The sequence below is a fragment of the Chrysosporum bergii ANA360D genome (genome assembly GCF_029891735.1).
Taxonomy (GTDB): domain Bacteria; phylum Cyanobacteriota; class Cyanobacteriia; order Cyanobacteriales; family Nostocaceae; genus Umezakia; species Umezakia bergii.
Genome location: NZ_JANQDH010000092.1, coordinates 15,759 through 36,232 on the forward strand (window position 1 = coordinate 15,759; position 20,474 = coordinate 36,232).

Consider the following 20,474-nt stretch of genomic DNA (forward strand, 5'->3'; position numbering starts at 1 on the left):
GCCTAGCTAACGCTAAGATTGGAATCCCCCGGCTTTAGCCATGGGGAGTGTCAAATCAACCGCTAACTTTTGTCCTAATTTCAGCAATTGACGACATTGATAATTCTCCTCTTGACTGGTTAGGGTGGTAACACACAAGGGAATAATTTGACTATGAAGACAACTAAAATATAATTCTTGGGATTTGTGGAGAGAAACACCGATGTTCAGCTGGTAGCTCACATCAATCAGGCGTTCTAAACTTTGGATTTCTGTGGCAAAACTGCCGTTGGTATCATGTAACAATTGCCAAAGTAATCGCATGATCAATTGTTCTAGGATCTGCTTACCTTCGGGAATATTGAGCCGACAGTGCAGATGTTTCGCCTCAGTGGCTATGGACTCTAATTCTGTAATGTGATTTAAGCTCAATCTTGGTTCTGTGATGTCCTGCTCAAGCGATCGCAATATCATCATACAGCGAGAACCCAAGGCAATGTCTGCTGCCACTTGTAACTCTTGGGGAACCTCTAGTTCATCCCGGTGAAATGCCATTAACACACCATAATTATCACGGTATGTTTGGGTATATAATTGGTCTAAACGTGTCAATGTTTCCTCACTAAGTAGGCGCATAATCCGGTGACGTTCCTCAGCAAAGAGATTCTGCAAGCTAAATGTTTCCTCATTAAATAGCTGTATCATCACTAAGATGGTGTGAGATGCGCTGGCTTGACCCAATGCCCCAAAGAGTTTTTCTTTGACTTGGCTGTATTCACGTCTACCAGTAAATAATTGGGTGCAACAGTGGAAATCCCAGCCCCCTAAATGCAGGACAGCAAAGACTAAATTCTCACTTTCCCAGGTAATTTCTGACAGTAGCTTTAAATGTCCTACTGCCAGGGTCAGTGATCCCATGCGTTGCAGTTGGTAATCAATTTCATTGATGGTGTAGCAATAAACCCGCTTTTGCTGAGAATGAGCAGAGTTAGTAATTTGTGTCTCCGAGGACTTGTGATTGTTAAACAGAGAACTAATGGCATAGTGTGCAGCCACTTGTTTAACGCTGACTTGGGCAGTTTGCACCATACGCCGATAGATTTCTGCCCCATGTTTGAACACATCTACATTACTGGGAGCCAAACCTAAACGTTTGAGGAAACTTTTTTCTAACTGCACACCTGCCACATCTCCAGCTAATTCTAAAGCACGGGAGGCATAACGGAGAATCTGAGTACCTTCTGGGCGAGAAATTTCCTCAAAAAACCAACCGCAACTAGTGAACATCAGTAAAGCGTGACGCTGCATTTCTAACAAGCGCAAAGCGTCCACCTGTTCTGCTGCGGTGAGTTTATGGGTTTGATGGCGAGACAAAAAGCGGCTAACATTGGCCGGAGAGCGATCGCGTATCACCTGTATATATTCATCTCGTGCTTGCCATGGGTCACGCAACAACAGCCTACCCTGCTCCTCATAGACTGCAATTAACTGATCCCGCAGCCAATTTAAAGCATTCCGCAAAGGTCGCCGCCATTTTTGATGCCATACACCACCTTCACCACCACAACCACAGTCATCTTGCCATCTATCCACACCGTGGGCGCAACTCCAGGCCGTAGCCGGCTTAATTTCCACTTCCCAAGTGGGAGTATTCAGGCTGAGATAATGAGCGAAGTTGGTAACAGTCCAACCATGCTTAGGAAACTCTGCCACAAAAGCATAAGCCAAAGTTTTCTCCGTTCCTTTTTTGTGGTGTCCGAAGGTTTCCCCATCTGTAGCCACGGAAATTAATTGTGCGGGACGGTGATCCCCACGGACTGCTGAACCGATGCGACCTGCTAAGTGACTCGAACTATAAACCACATCGCTAAAACCCATATCCCGTGAAATCGGTCCATCATAGAAGAAGATATCAATGTATGCCAGAGAATTATCTATTTCCTCACTTCTTTCTTTAGTTGTGCTGAGGGGTGAAGCCGCAGTACTAAGTTTTGGCTTTAAATAACAACGATAGGGACGGGTGGGATCAACTTGACCGCCCCCCACTTCTTGCCATTCCGGGTGGAGATCATCCTCAGTGGGTAGGGGACGACAGCGCTGGGCTTGGGATGGTGCCAAGACAATAAACCGGATTCCTTCCGCCGCCAAAGCCTCCAAAGTGGGATAGTCCACAGCGGTTTCCGCTAACCACATCCCTTCAGGATCACGTCCAAAGCGAGAGCGGAAATCTTCTTTTCCCCAGCGAATTTGGGTATATTTATCCCGTTCATTAGCCAGGGGCATAATTATGTGATTGTATACTTGGGCAATGGCGTTACCATGACCCTGCAAACGCTGACAACTTTTAATGTCTGCCTCTAAAATTCGCTGATAAACTTCAAAATCATGGTTTTCTAGCCAGGATATCAGGGTTGGCCCTATATTAAAGCTGAAATATTCGTAATTATTGACAATATCCACCACTTCACCACGATCATTTAAAACCCTGGCAAAGGCATTAGGGCGATAGCATTCCCAGTGGATGCGTTCATTCCAATCATGGAAAGGTGCAGCACTGGGTTGACGTTCGATGGCCTCTAAATATGGGTTTTCCCGCGGTGGCTGATAAAAGTGACCATGTACTGTCACATAAACACCAGTGGACTGTTTGAGGGTGTCAAGGTGGTGACCATCCTCAGCTGGTAAATGTGATGTAAAGGTTGTGCCAGAGTTAACTGGTCTTTCCGCAGCAGAAGTCATGTATATTTATCCCAATAAAAAACTTACATTGGCGACGAAACTTGCTATTTAAACCTGTTTACAGAGGTTTGAAAGCAAAATCCGGTATATAGAAAAACTATGGCTAGGGGATAGGGTTAAATCTCCTCAACACCTGTTGGACTACTCAGATAAATCTGCATTCATCATTATTTCACAGACAATAGGTTTTTTTTATTAGCAGTGTCTGTTAAATATTCTAGGGTCTTCTCATCCATTAAACCTTATATCTTGGGGAAAATGCTAGAGTACATGGGTATTTTGCTACGAAAGTTTACCAAAAATCCATAAATTGCAATTTTAATTTACATATCCACCCCCCCAATCACCCAGAACCCATGAGATATATAAGTGATAGAAATCTTGTAGTGCGGGCATCTTGCCTCCTACCTTAATTAATTAAGTACAATTATCCATGTACATAAAGAATAATCACAAATATCTTTAGTTAGCAACAAGAAGTATCTGTAGCAAATGTCAGTTAAAAACACACTCTTTCTGGTCTTACTACTGTTTATCCCCGTTTCTGTAGCAGCCCACATTTTAGAATGGGGAGAATTAACAGTTTTTATTACAGCTGGTTTAGCAATTTTGCCCCTAGCAGCTTGGATGGGTACAGCTACAGAAGAAATAGCCGTAGTAGTCGGTCCGACATTGGGAGGACTACTAAACGCCACTTTCGGCAATGCAACAGAGCTAATTATAGCTTTGGTTGCCCTGAATGCGGGCTTGGTGGATGTAGTCAAAGCCAGTATTACAGGTTCCATTATCGGTAACTTACTACTAGTCATGGGTTTTTCCATGCTTTTAGGTGGACTGCGGTACAAAGAACAGAAATTTCAATCCGTTGTCGCCAGGGTCAATGCTTCGTCAATGAATTTGGCAGTAATTGCCATTTTGTTACCAACAGCGGTAAATTACACTTCCTTGGGAATTAGCGAAAAAATTCTTCAAAATCTTTCTCTTGCAGTGGCACTGGTCTTAATTGTCGTCTACGCTTTAACCTTGCTATTTTCCATGAAAACCCACGCCTATTTATATGATGTAGGTGTTGCAGAAATAGAAGCAGAGGACACACCCCACACTAAACCCAATATATGGTTATGGAGTGGTGTGCTGTTAGGAGCTACTTTGTTAGTGGCAGTGGAATCAGAAATGTTAGTGGGTTCTTTGGAAGTCGCTACATCTCAACTAGGTCTGACATCACTATTTACAGGGGTAATTTTAGTTCCCATAGTTGGTAACGCTGCTGAACACGCCACCGCCATCACTGTGGCTATGAAAAATAAAATGGATCTTTCCCTGTCGGTAGCTGTGGGATCAAGTTTGCAAATTGCTTTATTTGTTGCGCCAGTTTTAGTCATAGCTGGGTGGGTACTTGATCAACCCATGGATTTAGATTTTAATCCCTTTGAATTAGTTGCTGTGGTGGTGTCTGTTTTCATTGCCAATAGTATTAGTTCTGATGGTGAGTCCAATTGGTTAGAAGGCATTTTACTTTTAGCTGCTTATACAGTCTTGGGGCTTGCTTTCTACTTCCATCCAGTCCTAGATAGCATTGGGTAATATTTCTTACTCCATACCCTAACTATTAAGTGCCTCCAATTCCCCCTTTTTCAATTTAGGGGGATGGCACAATTTTTAATACATCAAGAAAAACTTTTATTTACTTCCCTCCGTTAATATTGGCAATTTGATGAGACTTTAGGAGGAAGACAGCAAATACTAACTTACTCTAAATTATTTAACTAATATACAGTCAAATAGTACTCTAATTCAATTCAGTATAAACTTTTCCGGAGTAACAACATATTTGTTTGTGTATTTAAAGATTAGGTTCTTAGTAAAATGAATGACAATGAGCGACATTGGTCTGCTGATAACGAGTATATTAACCACCAAACAACTATTTTTAGCAAATAAATCATACAAGGGGCAGCCATTGCCGATGGAAAATAGCCCGGAGAATTTAACACGAAGTAATTTAGCTAAATTAGCTAGTAATGCTTCCATTACACCACCTGAATTCATGCCCACAGATGCAGTTTCTCCGAGGAATTCATCTACATCTAATTCACCTAAACAGCAACTTTTTGATCACATTACCAACAGGAATTTATTGGCAGGTGGATTACCTATAGCTAATCACTACTACGCCTCGGAGTCTGATTATGTCAAGGTATCAGGTGGGGGACGGAGGTTTAGGGGTTTATCCTTGCCAATTCTTAGTTTTGGTAGTCATGGTACTTCTGTGAGAGTTTTACAAAGGTTGTTAATTTCTAATGGCTATGCTATTCGAGTTGATGGGGCTTTCGGTCCACTGACGGAAACAGCTGTGAAAGCTTTTCAAAATCAGCGTCTTATGGTGGTGGATGGAGTAGTGGGGCCTGTCACTTGGCAAGAGTTAACTATGTAGTCACCATTTCCACACAAAGGCGGCTAAATTAAAAATATTTTCAATATATTTTCAATTCTAGAAAAAATATTAAACTAAGACCTTTTTTCTAGACGGTGCATCACTATATAGTTAAACAAGGGCGAACGATGGGACTTGAACCCACGAATGGTGGTACCACAAACCACTGCCTTAACCACTTGGCTACGCTCGCCATTTTATATTTTTGATTATAGCACCTTAATCAGAAAATGATCAAGACTTTTTTTCAGGAACGGATCTTGTTAATTTAGAGTCTTGGACATGCGATCGCTATGGAGGATGAAAGCGGGATACAATGAAAGTACTAACTATGGTTGCTCTTAGCGGAGCAGCAGCATTAGTCGGCTTGACGGTAGCAATGGCCACAACCAACCCCTCCCGGGCTGAATACGAAGACTACGCCACACAAAGGCTGACAAATATTTTAAAACAAGACATTTGTCAGAAAACAACCAATTTTTTAGAAAATGTGATCAAATCTCAATGCGAAGGTCTGGTAGATCAATTTAATCCCCAAATGCGGGACATCCTGGCCAATAGTACACAAGCGCAAAATTTCCTCATTTTCAGCATTTACACAACAGATTTAAGATTGAGTTCCTTAGTCCCTATTTATAAGTTTGAAACGGTGGGAGCATTGAATAATTTTTACACCTACAAGGCACAGCAGCAATAAACCCCAAATTGCCCATGGTCTCAACCGGCTACTCTAAAAGTAGTTAGTAAGACGGAAAAATTTTTCTATGCCATCTGCGTATTTATTGGTGTCTCACGGTAGTCGTGACTCCCGCCCGGAATTAGCTATGCAGCAATTAGCAGCTTTGGTTGCTGATCAATTGGGAGTTTCTCAGCATCTGGTGGGTATAGCGGCCTTGGAATTACAACCACAGTCTTTACATGAGCAGATTAAACAATTTGTTAGCAGTGCTTTAGTTGAGGGAGTTGGTTGTTTGCAGGTTGTCCCTCTATTTCTCTTACCAGGTGTTCATGTACTCAATGATCTTCCTGAGCAGATTGCTTTGGCAAAGCAGTCTGTTGGTGAAGAGATCATGATTAACCTGCTGCCACATCTCGGTAGTCACTCTGGGTTAATAACACTATTATATCAGCAAATGGGTAGCATGACAGCTGAAACCACAATATTGTTAGCCCACGGTAGCAGTCGCCCTGGTTCTTTACAGCCAATAGAAACTATAGCCAGGAAGTTGGGAGCGTTGACTGCTTATTGGGCTGTAGATCCTGGTTTACCATCACGGATACAAGATTTAGTTGCCGCTGGGCAAAGAAAAATTGCCATTTTGCCATACTTTTTATTCACCGGGGGTATAACTGATGCGATCGCTCAATCCATAGAACAGTTAAAATTACAATTTCCTGCTGTAACTTTCCAACTGGCTGCGCCTTTGGGAGCAAGTGCAGAATTAGCTAAAATAATTACGGATTTGATAGATAGATGAGTCGCACACAGAAAGAAGCCCAAAGGTGTTTAGGTAAGGTTTATTTGCTAGGTGCGGGTCCTGGAGATCCGGGATTGATGACCCTCAAGGGTAAGGGTTTGCTAGAATGTGCAGATGTGGTGATTTATGATGCCTTAGTCAGTCCAGCAATTTTGGACATGATTAATCCCCAAGCCGAAAAAATTAATGCTGGTAAACGCATGGGGAGACATTCATTACTACAAGAACAAACCACCCAATTGTTAATCGAAAAAGCCCAAGCACACGCCATGGTAGTTCGCCTCAAAGGTGGTGACCCCTTTATCTTTGGTCGCGGCGGTGAAGAAATGGCAGATTTAGTCCAAGCGGGAATATCTGTGGAGGTTGTGCCTGGTATTACATCTGGTATTGCGGCTGCTGCTTATGCCGGCATTCCTTTAACTCATCGGCTTTATAGTTCTTCCGTGAGTTTTGTAACTGGACATGAAGCAATAGGTAAGTATAAACCCCAAGTAAATTGGCAAGCGATCGCCCATGGTTCCGAAACCATTGTTATATACATGGGGATTCACAATTTGCCTTATATTGTGGAACAGTTAAGTGAAGCTGGGTTAGATTTACACACACCCATTGCCTTAGTGCGGTGGGGGACACGACCGGAACAAGAAGAATTAATTGGCACTTTAACAACTATTCTTCAGCAAGTTGAAGAAACTGGATTTACCGCTCCCGCCATCGCCATAATTGGTTATGTAGTAAATATGCACAGTGTTTTATCTGAGTGTCGTCCTGTTTGATATTTTGAGTATTTCGCGGATATGGGTGTTTTTTATTTTCTCAGGGGTAGTTGTAAATGTTGTTCTAATAGTTGTATATTATACTCATTGGCTGTCCAGGCGAAATCAAATAAGTCTCCAATGACCGGGATAGTTCCTATCAAGCCATCAATGATCACATTCAAAACCATTCTGGTCAATGTTGATTTGGGTACACCTAGTTTGGCTGCTTCTAGGACAATGTAGCTAGCCAGGATAATTCCCAAAAAGTCGCCACCAACGGGTATAAATCCCATGAGAGGATCTAACCCAATGTGAATTGGTGTTCCGGGAACAGTTACGGCCTTATCTAAAATGCGACTAAGCTGACGCAGGCGTTTTAATATCTGTGGTTGGGGGTAAGAATCAGGCATAACTGATAAAATGAATTTTGGGCATAATTAGAAGCAGTGGGAATTTCCACTAGTTTAAGCGCTAATAATTCCCGTGGTTTTCCCAAACGGGAGGCTAACTGTTGAATGTAGCTGTCCTGCTCCTCTGATGAATAGTTTAGCCGGGGTTGAAAAATAATCATCTCATTACCAACTACCGGGTTGCGGGCTATGAGCCTATCCTGGGGGTCAATAATTTCTAAATGGGTGAAATCAAGTTCTCGCGCCCGTTGTAATATTTCCCCGGCTAGTTGGTTTTGTTGGGACTGGGGGAGAGTGTACCAATCATTATTGATTTTCACAGTTAAGTCACTGGTGCGGAAGTTAGCTTGTATTGATTGTATTAAACCATCAGCAAAGCGATCGCTAATTTCGGCTACTTGATTTTCAATGGCTGCAATTAAGGTTTCTTCGGGTGTTAGTTGTATGATGGGTGTTGGTTCTGGTTCTGGTTCTGGTGCTGGTTCTGGTGCTGGTTCTGGTGGAATGGTAATTGTGGGTGTGGGTGCTGGAACTTCTTCACTGGGGGGAACTGTAGCTAATTCCGTAGGTTTTTGAGTAACAATAGTTGCAGTTAACCAAACTGCGCCTACCATAATTACTGCTAAAATCCCTGTCAAAATTGGATCTGATAAGTTATTGGATACATTTGATGGTAAAAATAACCGGACTTGTCTTAAAAATCTATTCCACTGTATTTGCAGAAGTTGCCAAAAACTAGGTTTTTCCTCATGGTTTGCGGGCGGTGAAGTCTCCAGTTTAACTACTACCGTTTCTAAAACTCCCGCAATTCCTCTGACAATTTGGATGATTTTAACTTTCCAAATGGGTAGTGGGCGCAATTGATTGGCTTCGGGTGGGGGGGAAGAAGAAGGTGGTAAATTTTGATTGTTTTGTGACATGGAACTATTAAGCAGCGACTGTTATTGCTCATGCCTATGTTGCCTTAATGTATCACCAAAAAAACCGTTGTCAAATGGGGGTGTTATTGTGATTTAGCACTCCCGAATTGATGGATTATTCAGTTAAACTGACTATAAATATTGAGTTTGGTAGGTTTATGAATTTAAAACGCCGTCAATTCCTATCTTTAGGTGGTCTGACTATGAGCGTAGGGCTTGTGGGCTGGAAGTTAAATGTTGCTATGGCTGCTACCCCAAACAAAAATGATCTGCTCTTGCGTTTTGCTTCTGTTGCGGATACGGGGACCGGCGCTCAAGGTCAATATGCTGTAGCTAAAGCAATGAGTTACTATCACCAGCAAAATCCTTATGATTTGGTGGTATTAGCTGGAGACAATATTTACAACAATGGGGAAATTGAAAAAATCGGTGCGGTTTTTGAGCGTCCTTATGAACAATTACTCACCCAGGGCGTAAAGTTTCATGCTTGTTTAGGTAATCACGATATTCGCACTGATAACGGTGATCCACAAATCAAATATCCCGGCTTTAATATGAAGGGGCGTTATTATACATTTCGCCGTGATGCTGTGCAGTTTTTCGCTTTAGATACTAATAGTAATGCTGATTGGGATAATCAAATAGTTTGGTTAGAGCAAGAGTTAAGCCGGAGTGATGCACCTTGGAAAGTGGTATTTGGGCATAATCCATTTTACTCATCAGGACACTATGGAGTTAATCCTACACTGATTAACCGCTTTTCGCCTTTATTTCAACAGTACAATGTGCAACTTTACATCAATGGTCACGATCACCATTATGAGCGCACCCGTGCTATTGATGGCACAACTTATTTAACCACTGGTAGCGGTGCTGGAGTGCGTCCTGTGGGAAGTTCTGAGTGGACAGAATATTCTGCTGAAAGGTTAGCCTTTGCTGTTTATGATGTCTATGCTGATAGAATTGAGGTGAGTGCCATGGGGACTGATAAAGGTATTTTTGATCAGGGTGTGATTAAGTTTAAATCTGTTTAATCCTTTAGTGATAGATTATCTCAAGTTGTCTGGTGGGCCAAGCCCACCACTAAATCAATTGTCATTGATGGAGTTGACAAGATGAAAGTTAATCGCCTAAAAATGCGATCGTTTCGTGGAATTGGTGATTTGACCTTGGATTTTCATCAAAATCACCCAACAATATTGATTGGTATTAATGGCGTGGGGAAGTCAAGTATTTTGGACTGTCTCGCCATTCTGCTGTCACGTTTTACTAGCTCTGTTCAATATTCTACCCGTTCTGGAAGAGTTTTTACAGAAGAAGATATTACTAATGGAAAGATACAAACACACAATGAGATTAACATTTCATTTGATTCTCAGCCAGCAACATGGTCTTTAACAAAAGTTAGAAAGGGACGCAGCCAAGATACGAGTAGCAAACTATCAGATATTCATGAATTTACTGAGGAGATAAAAAGTAATTTATATAAATATGATAAATTTAATATTCCTGTTTTAGTGTATTACTCAACAAATCGTGCAGTTTTAGATATTCCTTTGAGGATTCGTACAAAGCATTCATTTAAGCAAATAGATATTTATGACAACGCACTTAAAGGCATAGGAAGTGAGTTTAAGCTATTTTTTGAATGGTTTAGAAAGCAAGAAGATTTAGAGAATGAATTGCGACTAAAAGAAGCGGTTTCTTATAGAGATACACAATTAGAAGTGGTGAGAAAGTCCATATCTTCAATGATGCCAGGTTTTTCTGACTTGCGCGTACAACGTCAGCCTTTACGCATGACTTTACAAAAAGACGGTGAGGAACTGATAGTTAATCAACTATCCGATGGTGAGAAATGCTTGCTAGCAATGGTGGGAGATTTAGCGAGACGTTTGGCAATTGCTAATCCTGGGTTATCAGATCCTTTGCAAGGTAGTGGTATTATTTTAATTGATGAAATTGAACTGCACTTACACCCCAAATGGCAAAGAGGAATTATTCCTGATTTGACCAGAACATTTCCTAATTGTCAATTTATCGTAACTACTCATTCTCCCCAAGTCATTAGTGATGTGAAACCCGAAGGAATTTATATTTTAGAAAAAATTGATCAAGGTGTTATTGCTAAACGCCCAGAAAGTTCTTTTGGTAGAGACAGTAATCGTATTCTCGAGGACTTGATGAATGTTCCTGAACGTCCACAGGAAATAAAAGAAAGACTTTTAGAACTGTTTAGATTAATTGATGCTGGTAATTTGGAAGGTGCGAGAAAGGTCCGTCAAAATTTAGCCAGTGAAATTGGTGCTGATGAGCCGGAATTTGTGAGAGCAGATGTACTTATAAGACGGAAGGACATTCTCAGGGGATGAAGTACATCAAAAAAAATCAAGAGCCAAAAGAATTTTCTAGTTGGAAAGCTTTAAAAAATGATGATTGGAAGCCAAGTTGGGATGATAATTTTCAAGCTCCACAAAAACCTGTGGTACATGATGCTTTGCTACAAGAACAGGGTTTTATCTGTTGCTATTGCGGTATGGCTATCACTAGAGCAACTAGCCATATAGAACATCTCCAGCCTCGTAGTAGTCATCCACATTTAGCATTACAGTATATAAATTTAGTTGCTTCATGTCAAGGAGAAAGTGATGAACCTCCTCCTGTTCCAGTACATTGTGGACATAAAAAAGATAATTGGTATGACGAACAATTATTAGTTTCACCCCTAATACCAAATTGTGCTGAGTTTTTTCGCTACCCTGCTTCTGGAGAAATTCTGCCAACAGATGATCCAGATAAAAAAGCTGCTGCTGAAACAACAATTGAAAAGCTGGCACTGAATATTGCAAAACTGCAAAATATGCGAAAACTAGCACTTGATGCTGCATTATTAGGTATTGAAGATTTAACTGACGCACAAATACAGCAACTTGCTCAACATTATGATCAACCAGATTCTCATGGGCAATATACGCCGTTTTGTCAGGCGATCGCCTATATCCTCAGACAATTTATTTAAACAATTTTTAATCGACTTTTTGCAATTGGGCTATATGAGGGTTAACAATTTTTTGCCCTAAATTGGTAAATTTGATGGCTACAGACAGTTTATTTCCCTGTCCGAAAACATGGGTTATTTCACCTACACCAAAGGATTTATGTAAGACCCGATCGCCTACTTGCCAGTTTTGGTCTGAATTTTGGGGGGTGTGTTGCTTGGGACTAGATGCGGGGGTTTTTCCATGGGCTTGGCGGCGCTTATGGCCGGTAGTTAATAACTCTGGGGGTAGTTCGTTGAGAAATTGCGATCGCATGGCTGGTTCGCGAGAACCATATAAGCGCCGTTCACGAGCGTGTGATATATATAATACTTCTTTGGCACGGGTGATGCCCACATAACACAGGCGACGTTCTTCTTCTAAGGCTTCAGGGTCATTGATAGAACGGTAATTAGGAAATAATCCCTGTTCTAAACCCACTAAAAACACCACCGGAAACTCTAACCCCTTGGAAGAGTGCAAGGTCATTAAAGATACTGCTTTTTGCCCTTCTTTCAAGTTATCTAAATCAGAACTAAGGGCGCTACTTTGCAGAAAAGCTGTTAAGGAAACATCTTCATTTTCTTCTTGAAACTGAAGTGCGGCGTTGTAAAGTTCCTGGACGTTTTGAATTCTATCTTCTGCTTCTTCTGTACCTTGATTTTCCAAATCCTGAATATAACCAGATTGATTAAGTAATTCTTGTAACAGTTCGGTTACTGAAACTGTTGCTGCTTTTGCTTGACAGTCCTGGATCATTTGAGCAAAGTTATTTACCGCCTTAGCGGACCTGCCGGCTAATGTATTAACTGATGTTTGATCGCTGAGTATTTCCCACAGGGTGATTCCTAATTCATGAGCAGCATTAACCAAGTTTTCAATGGTGGTTCTACCAATACTGCGCCGGGGGGTATTGATGATTCGCTGTAAACTAACTGTATCAGCGGGGTTGGCAATGACTCGTAAATATGCTATGACATCTTTAATTTCTTTGCGATCGTAGAATTTCATTCCCCCTACTACTGTATAAGGAATTTGATTTCTAACTAAAAATTCTTCAAAAGGTCGTGATTGGGCGTTGGTACGATAAAGTACGGCAAAGCTACCCCAATCTAACTCAGGATTTTGCTGTTCTAAAGAGCGAATTTGACTAATGACAAACTCTGCTTCTTCAATTTCATTATCTGCTCTGTGACAATAAATTAAATCACCAGCGCCCCGGGTGGGTTTGAGGACTTTATCAATGCGTTGAGTGTTATTTTCAATTAGTTCGTTAGCTGCTTGGAGAATGTTCTCACAAGAGCGATAATTTTCTTCCAACTTTACCATGGAGCGGGTATCGTCATCAGTTAAACCGTCGCCAAAGTCTTGCTGAAACTCCAATAGTATGGTAAAGTCTGCCATTCTGAAACTGTAAATGGATTGATCCGCATCACCCACCACAAACACCGAGCGATTTTGCCATTCCCATGCACTTTTGCTTTCTTCCCCATTAGTGACTAACAGGCGAATTAAATTGTATTGAGTGCGGTTAGTATCTTGATATTCATCCACAAGGATATGGCCAAACTTGTTATGCCAGTAGTTTAATACCTGCTCGTTTTGCTGAAACAATCTGGTGGGTACAAGAATTAAATCATCAAAATCTAGGGCGTTATTTTCGGCTAATTTATCTTGGTAACAATTATAAACTTCGGCTATTACCCTACCACGATAATTAGGCTGTTCCCGCTCGAACTCTTGGGGGGAAAAGCCTTGGTTTTTAGCGTTGCTGATGGCGTAGCGGACAGAACGCGGTTCAAATTTTCGATCATCTAAGTTCAGCTGTTTATTAGTAATTTCTTTGATCAAGCTTTGCACGTCGGATTCATCAAAGATAGAGAAATTGCGAGTCCAACGTCTACCTTTTTCGTCTTGGTATTTCTCAATGTCAAAACGAAGAATGCGAGAAAATAAGCTGTGAAAAGTGCCACACCACAGGTCTTTGATGATATCTTTGTAAACGCGCGATCGCAATTGGGTTTGTTGGTATTCTGTCAACAAATCAAATTTTTGGCTGTGTTGTTTCATGGCCAAATCTTCAGCAAATAAATTTTGAATGCGGTGTTTCATTTCCCGTGCGGCTTTGTTGGTGAAAGTAACCGCCAGGATGTTCTCCGGATCAACCCGGTGTTTAAGAATTAGGTGAGCAATACGATAAGTCAGCGCTCGTGTTTTACCGGAACCTGCGCCAGCCACAACTAACAAGGGTCCGCAATGATGTTCAACAGCTTGACGTTGGCTGGGGTTAAGATGGCTGAGAAAGTCAATAGTTGTTATTGACATAGTTGTTAATAGTTTAAATATCTACAGTATTAATGCTGTTTATTATAGCATTTCTTAAACAGGTGAGATACGAATGGCGGGAGTATCCTGCTGGCTGCTTAATACATCTTTCCCGCTCAGGATATACCTCAATTGAGCAAAATTCACCCTCTAAGACTATATAACAATATTTCATGAACAAAAGAAACTAAAAAGCGGCATTTCTAGGAGGGGGCTTGTATCCCCTCTGTTTTAGTCAGTGGTAGGTGAACGGTGAAAGTAGATCCTACGCCCATCTGACTTTTGACAAAAACTTCTCCTCCCATCATTTGACAAAAGTGGCGGGTAATTGCTAAACCCAATCCAGTACCACCATATTTTTTTGTGGTTGATGTATCGCCTTGTATAAAAGGTTTAAATAGTTGTTGCTGTTGACTGTGAGACATTCCAATACCCGTGTCAGTTACTATGAAGGTGATCACACTAAAAGGAGCGTTTGGCAGTATGTTGGTTTTTTCTCTCTTGACTGTTAAAGTTACCTTACCATTGGTGGTAAACTTGGCAGCATTGCTGAGTAAGTTTAATAATACTTGTCTGACGCGAGTTTGATCCGCGTACATTGTGCCAAGTTGCTGATCACAGTATACTTCCAAAAGGTTGTTATTTTTCTCTATGGCTGATTTCACGGTCAAAACCACATTATTGATTAGGGTGTTAACTTGAAATTTCTCTGGGTAAAGAGTCATTTTACCCGCTTCAATTTTTGACAAGTCGAGGATATCATTAATTAGTTCTAGTAGGTGTCTACCAGCAGAGTTAATTGTTTCTAAGTCTGTGATAAATTCTGGAGATAAATTTAAATCGGTAGCGTCATCTTGCAGTAATTGACTTAAGCCAATTACTGCATTTAATGGTGTGCGGAGTTCGTGACTGACGTTAGCTAAGAATATGCTTTTGGCTTTACTAGCAGCCTCGGCTAATTCTTTAGCTTGTTCTAGTTCTTTTGTCCGCTCAGATACACGTTCAATTAATCTATTTAGGGACTTGGCTAATAAGCCAATTTCATCTTCAGTGGTAACGGGGGCGCGTAAATCAAAGTTAGATTTTCTGGCTACTTGTTCAGCTACTTGGGTAACGGTGATGACTGGTTCAGCGATGGCGCTGCTGGTACGCCAAGCTACAATGGCGGCTGTTGCTACTGATACCAGCATACTCATGATCACAATGAATCTCTCAACTTGTTTGGACTGCTCTACATCTTTTTTCTTTTCCTTTTCTTGATCTTCAGCAACTTTAAGGATATCAGTTAATTTTTGGGAAAGTTGATCAAGCTGCATGGCTGTTTCACCACGCATAATTTTTAGTAATTGATCTTTTACAAGTGCAGTTTGTTCTGGTGGTAGTTGCTGAGGGTTAATTGTCTCTAAAACTGTCTCTATTTGGTCTACGTATAATTTTAAACTAGTGGCATAATCCTGTAATAAAGCCTGTAAGTTAGCACTGTTAGCGGCTAATGTACCGGGCTTTGTGTCTATATATTGGCCAATGTCTTGCTGTAGAGCTTTAGCTGTGTTAATACTTTGAATAAATTTGTTTTTTTTGTTGAGTAATCGTTGTGAATTTTCCAACACAGCAACTAAATTGGAACTGTAGAATTGAGCTTCTAATACTGCATCTTTATAATTTGTGAGTATTTGTCTTTGTTCTTGGGCTTGATTGAGTTCCCGAATTTCTCTCCCTCGATAGTAATTGGCAATTACTAACCCAGTCAGGGAACCGAAAAAGCCAATACCAATGGCGATAAAATAACCATAGCCAATTTTTTGATGTATGCGCCAGGATGTGGCTTTGAGTTTACCGGGTGAAGGAATTTCTATAGTGGAAAGTTGATGTGTCAAAGGCTTTTCGGCTATCACTGTTTTGCTGTTAGAGTCAAATTTTTTTGTGTGTGTCTGGTTCTGTTTGGCTAATCACTGATTTGTAGAAGGGACGTAAAGGACACAAAGCACCGATTCAATTTCATCAAAAAACGGTATGAGTTAATTATGACAATGTTCTGACCGTCGCCTATATGCAACCCCATCTTACCCCAAGCTTTGGAAATCAACACGTCGGCTGTATACAAAAAAAGTTTTTTATTTCCGGTTCAGGGGAAGTTGAGACTCCCACGGGTGGGAAACTCCCAGTCTTACAAGAGTAGAGGTCGCAAGTCCTAGGGCGTTACTTTGGGACTGCCCGCCCCTAGCCTGTCTAGTAAGATTTAAAATATTCATTGCTGCATTTGTGTCTCTATTATGATCCTCAAACCCAATCAACGTCAAAAATTAGACGAAACAGATGATCAATTATTTTACGACTATCCCCGCTTCGTCACCCATGTGGATGAAGCATTTATTCAACAGTTAACAGATTTATATCGCCATCGCCTCAGCCCTAACACTCGTATACTTGATATGATGAGTAGTTGGGTTTCTCACCTCCCAGAGGAAATAGAATTTACCCATGTGGAGGGACACGGACTCAACGCTGAGGAATTAGCCCGTAATTCCCGTTTGGATCATTACTTTGTACAAAATCTCAATTTTAATCCCCAACTACCCTTAGTAGACCAAAGTTTTGATGCCGTTTTAAATTGTGTTTCTGTACAATATTTACAGTATCCAGAAGGGATATTTTCAGAAATTCATCGTATTCTCAAGCCGGGAGGTATAGCAATTATCAGCTTTTCTAATCGGATGTTTTTTCAAAAGGCCATTCAAGCTTGGCGAGAGGGTTCCGAAGCGAGTAGGGTAGAATTAGTTAAGCACTACTTTACTTCAGTCCCTGGGTTTACGGTTCCAGAAGTAATTGTCAACAAGTCCACAGTACCGGATTTTTTACAGTGGTTGGGTGTGGGTGGAGGAGATCCGTTTTATGCTGTGATAGCACACCGTTCTCGGTCCTGAGTGGTAAAAATAAGAAGTGAAAAAGGAATAGTCAAAGATGAATTTTTCCCGCGTGTCTAAAGTTTTAGCTACTTTGTTACTGTCAATTTTATTACTGACTACTGCCTGCACACCACAAGCACCAAGTCGTTTTGACGAAGTACAAAAAGAAAGTAGTCAGCAAAAAAGCGGGCAAGCAGTTGTTAAAAATGCTACTCAAGGAGCAAAATTTAATAAATTCTTTCCCGTTGGTGAAGATGGCTATCAGAGAGTGTTTACCCAGGAGAAAAAAGGTTTCGCCGAGGCCAAGTTAAAAAAAGATGGCAAGGAATTGGCTGTAATGGCTATCTCTGATACTAGTAGCACACCAACAACAGCCGCTAGCTACTCCAACAGTAGTAAAACAATTGCTGGTTATCCGGCGCGAGAAATTGGCAATACTCAAACAGCAGTTTTGGTAAATAATCGTTACCAGGTGAAAGTATTATCCCGTGATCCTTCATTTACTGCAAGCGATCGCGCGGATTGGATTGAGAAATTTAATCTTGATGGTTTAGCTAAATTAAAATAACAAGGAGTTTTTATGAATAAACCGATTTTTCAGTTAGTTGATGAATTACCAACTAGTGGTTTAACCGTTTCCATGTTGAATGCTCTAGACTTTATCGCTCCTGGTGAATGGCAAAACACTGTGGGTTTTGTCAACACCATTAAAACTGTCACTGGTGAAAGCGACGAAGATTTAATTCAACAAATTGGCGAAAGGGCTATTTATCTTTACAATGACCGTTCCCAAGGGTACCAAAGGGCAATGTGGCTTTATCAAACCGTTGACACCACAGATAAAGCCTTGGGCGCAGCAGCATTAGCTAACAAAGTTGGTGAGCAAATTCCTTTATTCGGTTTTTTAAGTGCTGTAACTCCCAAACCCGACAAAGCCCAAACTATTGATTTATGTCTAAAATTAGTAGTTGAATTAGTGGCTTTTTGCCAAATTAACGGTATCCCCGGAGATAGCATTGGGGATTTTGCTGCCGCTTTGGGTGAATATAGTGGTGAATCTTTTATCCGTATGGCTGCTTTGGTTTGTGTTGATGGTTTAATACCTCTAGGACCGGATTTTATTAATAAGGTATTATCTAGACTTAATCAAACCAGTCCCCAGGAGTTACAACAAAATTCCACTTTCCAAACCATCCAAGACTCAATTCCCGGTGACAGCCCTGGTAGTAAATTAAACTTTATCGGCGAAAGCTTCGATTCAGTTAAAGGTTGGATGGGGGGCTTAGTTGCTCAAAATAACTTAACTCCACAAAAAGTAGTGGGTAATTTGCAGCGTTTCATGGAGTTTTCTGATGATAAGTTAGACTACTTAGCCGCGTTCTTAGATGTGGCTACCAACTACTACGAACACACAGGGACGCAAACCTTAGCCCGTCGTTTAATTGAACGGGCTGTGGCTGAGATTTAGATCACATCATCTTGTAGTGCGTTAAAACAAAGAACCAAGGAACAGACGACAGATAACACATCACAAATAACTGGGGAACAGTCCAAAATTCCCCAATCCAAAATCTACCAGCTTACATAGGTAATTTTAAATCAGCTGCGATCGCTGACAGATAAGGTTGAAAAATTGCCAAATTCTCCAATTTATCGAATTTACCTGTTACTGAACCAGGGTCAAATGATGTGTTAATTACGTAGAGGTTACTACCATCAAAAGTAACATAATTGATATGTTGTGCCTCTACCCCCTTTTCTGGCTGGATACCTACAAACCCGTAGCGTAGACCCTGAAGTTTACCAACCAATGCCTGTTGTGGTGGGTAGGCTGAAAATACAATTTTATTTCCATTATTATCTTGGCGGTCTTTCACTAAAGTAGAGTTTAAATCTGTAACCCAGGCTTTGAGTGCCGTTAATAGCTTGTTTTGGTACTCAGTACTTTGGTAATCTACCTGAGAATTGAGTGGAATACCCGCATCTGTCAGATTTTTTTGGAAACTGCCATTATTGTTTACCGGGTAAACTTCAATTTCCACTGTTCCTAAAAGTTGTCCTTGGGAGGAAACACATAACAAAGAATTGCTTTCCTCACAAGGTGCAACTTGCCAACCCTTTGGGACGGGGGTTTTCCCTATAATTTTTTTCCAAGTATTTTCTTCTATGGCAGTAGGAGTTTTTGAATGAGTGCTTGTCATTGCTGTAGAACTCGGATTTTCTACAATCGCGGGAGAAGGTTCAGGGAGAATAATTTTTACTCCCCAGGGGGCTAAAGGCAATAAAATAATACCGAGAAAAAGATGATAAACACGCAACATTTTCTGTGGTCATCCTGAGCCAGAACTTGCAGACTAGTATGCACTACATTTTGTGAATATACCAAAAGATAGATATATATATTTATTGCAGTTAGTTCCGCCCGGAATTAAACAATAAATTTTGCCCCCCATGTCAAGAAAACTCACTCAAGGGGGACTGGTGACAGGTGAAAAAATATTACCCGGATATCAAGGTCACAGTTAAAGCTTAATAGCGTCTATCGCCACCGCCACCGCCACCGCCACGACGGTTGCCCCAGCTACCACCACGAGAACCGCCGCCACCGCTTTTTTCCTCTCTGGGTCTAGCCTTATTCACTTTTAAATCACGCCCCATCCACTCAGCACCATCCAGGGCTTCGATGGCTGCGGTTTCCTCTTTCTCTGATTCCATGTCCACAAAAGCAAAACCACGGGGGCGACCAGTCTCCCGGTCGGTGGGTAACTGAACACGACTAACTTTTCCATATTCTGCAAAAACGCCTTTCAGGTCTTCTTCAGTCACCTGATAGGATAAATTGCCGACGTAAATTGACATATAGTGTCTCCGAATTCCTAGAATTGTAGAGAGTTAAATTCGGAGAGATGCTTTTTAGAAGAAACCTAAAGGAGTTACTCAGCCGAAAATAATCTTTATAAACATGAATATAGCACAGCATTTTTAGATCGTCTCACATAGTGACAGAAATATCAACGGCGAGGGGAGCTAATGGCTTCAGACATGGGGATAAGTCGATAGCGACTTTAGTCGCCTTCCCCATTCTTAAACTAGTTCGCTTGCACTAATACATCAAATTTTTGCTTTTTGTATAATATTTTACTATTTTCTAAGTTTAAAACTACGGTGATGCAAAAACAATTGTACCAGTACAACACTCAATTACGAGCCGAATTTAAATTTGTTAATGATTTAAACAGTCATGCTTGTCAAGCATCTGTAGAAAATGTAGAAGGTGCTATTAGTCGATTCTTTGATAGGCGAAGTTTGGGCGGGAAATAATTGCAGTGTAACTAGGACTCCATAAAGCTTGCTTCCCATAGGGTTTAGGAAATCCACCTTGACCGTATCTACGGCTAGACATACTTTTTAAAACATTAACAATGTATAATCTATTTTAACAGATTAATGTTAGCACAAAGCATGAAAGCTAGATATCAGTACAGAT

At 41.0% G+C, this 20,474-nt stretch carries 18 protein-coding genes, 1 tRNA gene and 1 pseudogene; 11 read left to right on the forward strand and 9 right to left on the reverse strand.

Features of this window, described 5'->3' with window-relative positions; genetic code table 11:
* Nucleotides 1-12 precede the first annotated feature (12 nt).
* Complete coding sequence (locus NWP17_RS13880; protein ID WP_280655487.1) at nt 13-2,718, reverse strand: DUF3536 domain-containing protein; 2,706 nt, start codon at nt 2,716-2,718, stop codon at nt 13-15.
* A 492-nt stretch (nt 2,719-3,210) separates the two neighbouring features.
* Between NWP17_RS13880 and cax the strand changes: the two genes are divergently transcribed.
* Together cax and NWP17_RS13890 are read left to right on the forward strand one after the other, a co-directional pair.
* Nucleotides 3,211-4,302, forward strand: a complete 1,092-nt coding sequence (gene cax, locus NWP17_RS13885) for a calcium/proton exchanger (RefSeq protein ID WP_280655488.1) — start codon at nt 3,211-3,213, stop codon at nt 4,300-4,302.
* Between the two features lie 292 nt (nt 4,303-4,594).
* Complete coding sequence (locus tag NWP17_RS13890) at nt 4,595-5,152, forward strand: peptidoglycan-binding domain-containing protein (RefSeq protein WP_280655489.1); 558 nt, start codon at nt 4,595-4,597, stop codon at nt 5,150-5,152.
* 120 nt (nt 5,153-5,272) lie between these two features.
* Here the strand turns inward: NWP17_RS13890 and NWP17_RS13895 are convergent.
* Nucleotides 5,273-5,345 (reverse strand) — tRNA-His (locus NWP17_RS13895).
* A gap of 123 nt (nt 5,346-5,468) precedes the next feature.
* Between NWP17_RS13895 and NWP17_RS13900 the strand changes: the two genes are divergently transcribed.
* The 3 genes from NWP17_RS13900 to cobA all read left to right on the forward strand — a co-directional run bounded on the left by NWP17_RS13900 (nt 5,469) and on the right by cobA (nt 7,406).
* Nucleotides 5,469-5,849, forward strand: coding sequence for a DUF4359 domain-containing protein (locus NWP17_RS13900; RefSeq protein WP_280655490.1), 381 nt, complete (start codon nt 5,469-5,471; stop codon nt 5,847-5,849).
* A 67-nt stretch (nt 5,850-5,916) separates the two neighbouring features.
* Nucleotides 5,917-6,630: a sirohydrochlorin chelatase gene (locus tag NWP17_RS13905; protein ID WP_280655491.1), complete on the forward strand. Its 714-nt coding sequence runs from the start codon at nt 5,917-5,919 to the stop codon at nt 6,628-6,630.
* Nucleotides 6,627-7,406 carry a uroporphyrinogen-III C-methyltransferase gene (gene cobA, locus NWP17_RS13910; RefSeq protein ID WP_280655492.1) on the forward strand — a complete coding sequence of 260 codons (780 nt, stop codon included), beginning with the start codon at nt 6,627-6,629 and terminating at the stop codon, nt 7,404-7,406. Before NWP17_RS13905 ends, cobA begins: the two co-directional genes overlap by 4 nt.
* 32 nt (nt 7,407-7,438) lie before the next feature.
* Here the strand turns inward: cobA and NWP17_RS13915 are convergent, their stop codons facing one another.
* A complete protein-coding gene (locus NWP17_RS13915) occupies nt 7,439-7,798 on the reverse strand; it encodes a DUF4112 domain-containing protein (protein ID WP_280655493.1) in 360 nt (119 codons plus the stop codon).
* Between the two features lie 137 nt (nt 7,799-7,935).
* Nucleotides 7,936-8,718 (reverse strand): annotated as a pseudogene (locus tag NWP17_RS13920) (hypothetical protein); the annotation flags it as partial.
* A gap of 158 nt (nt 8,719-8,876) precedes the next feature.
* Between NWP17_RS13920 and NWP17_RS13925 the strand changes: the two are divergent.
* From NWP17_RS13925 to NWP17_RS13935, 3 genes are all read left to right on the forward strand, one after another.
* Nucleotides 8,877-9,752: a metallophosphoesterase family protein gene (locus tag NWP17_RS13925; protein WP_280655494.1), complete on the forward strand. Its 876-nt coding sequence runs from the start codon at nt 8,877-8,879 to the stop codon at nt 9,750-9,752.
* Nucleotides 9,753-9,833: 81 nt separating this feature from the next.
* Nucleotides 9,834-11,090: an AAA family ATPase gene (locus NWP17_RS13930; RefSeq protein ID WP_280655495.1), complete on the forward strand. Its 1,257-nt coding sequence runs from the start codon at nt 9,834-9,836 to the stop codon at nt 11,088-11,090.
* Nucleotides 11,087-11,737 (forward strand): retron system putative HNH endonuclease, encoded by a 651-nt coding sequence (locus NWP17_RS13935; RefSeq protein WP_280655496.1) that lies wholly within the window; start codon nt 11,087-11,089, stop codon nt 11,735-11,737. Before NWP17_RS13930 ends, NWP17_RS13935 begins: the two co-directional genes overlap by 4 nt.
* A 7-nt stretch (nt 11,738-11,744) precedes the next feature.
* On the opposite strand, the gene pcrA is transcribed toward NWP17_RS13935, so the two are convergent.
* A complete protein-coding gene (pcrA, locus tag NWP17_RS13940) occupies nt 11,745-14,081 on the reverse strand; it encodes a DNA helicase PcrA (RefSeq protein WP_280655497.1) in 2,337 nt (778 codons plus the stop codon).
* 203 nt (nt 14,082-14,284) lie between these two features.
* Complete coding sequence (locus tag NWP17_RS13945; RefSeq protein WP_280655498.1) at nt 14,285-15,976, reverse strand: sensor histidine kinase; 1,692 nt, start codon at nt 15,974-15,976, stop codon at nt 14,285-14,287.
* 378 nt (nt 15,977-16,354) lie between these two features.
* On the opposite strand from NWP17_RS13945, the gene NWP17_RS13950 reads away from it, so the two are divergent.
* From NWP17_RS13950 to NWP17_RS13960, 3 genes are read left to right on the forward strand one after another with little or no spacing between them, the layout of a single operon-like run.
* On the forward strand, nt 16,355-17,005 hold the full coding sequence (locus NWP17_RS13950) for a class I SAM-dependent methyltransferase (protein WP_280655499.1): 651 nt from the start codon (nt 16,355-16,357) through the stop codon (nt 17,003-17,005).
* A 37-nt stretch (nt 17,006-17,042) separates the two neighbouring features.
* Nucleotides 17,043-17,555, forward strand: coding sequence for a hypothetical protein (locus NWP17_RS13955; RefSeq protein ID WP_280655500.1), 513 nt, complete (start codon nt 17,043-17,045; stop codon nt 17,553-17,555).
* A gap of 12 nt (nt 17,556-17,567) precedes the next feature.
* Entirely contained in the window at nt 17,568-18,455 is an 888-nt protein-coding gene (locus NWP17_RS13960; RefSeq protein WP_280655501.1) for a hypothetical protein, read from the forward strand.
* A 112-nt stretch (nt 18,456-18,567) separates the two neighbouring features.
* On the opposite strand, the gene NWP17_RS13965 is transcribed toward NWP17_RS13960, so the two are convergent.
* The 3 genes from NWP17_RS13965 to NWP17_RS13975 form a co-directional block, all read right to left on the reverse strand.
* On the reverse strand, nt 18,568-19,308 hold the full coding sequence (locus tag NWP17_RS13965; protein WP_280655502.1) for a hypothetical protein: 741 nt from the start codon (nt 19,306-19,308) through the stop codon (nt 18,568-18,570).
* Between the two features lie 208 nt (nt 19,309-19,516).
* Nucleotides 19,517-19,846 carry an RNA recognition motif domain-containing protein gene (locus tag NWP17_RS13970; protein WP_280655503.1) on the reverse strand — a complete coding sequence of 110 codons (330 nt, stop codon included), beginning with the start codon at nt 19,844-19,846 and terminating at the stop codon, nt 19,517-19,519.
* A gap of 421 nt (nt 19,847-20,267) precedes the next feature.
* The gene (locus NWP17_RS13975; RefSeq protein WP_425332667.1) at nt 20,268-20,390 is read right to left on the reverse strand and encodes a hypothetical protein; all 123 of its coding nucleotides are present in this window, start codon (nt 20,388-20,390) and stop codon (nt 20,268-20,270) included.
* Nucleotides 20,391-20,474: the final 84 nt, after the last annotated feature.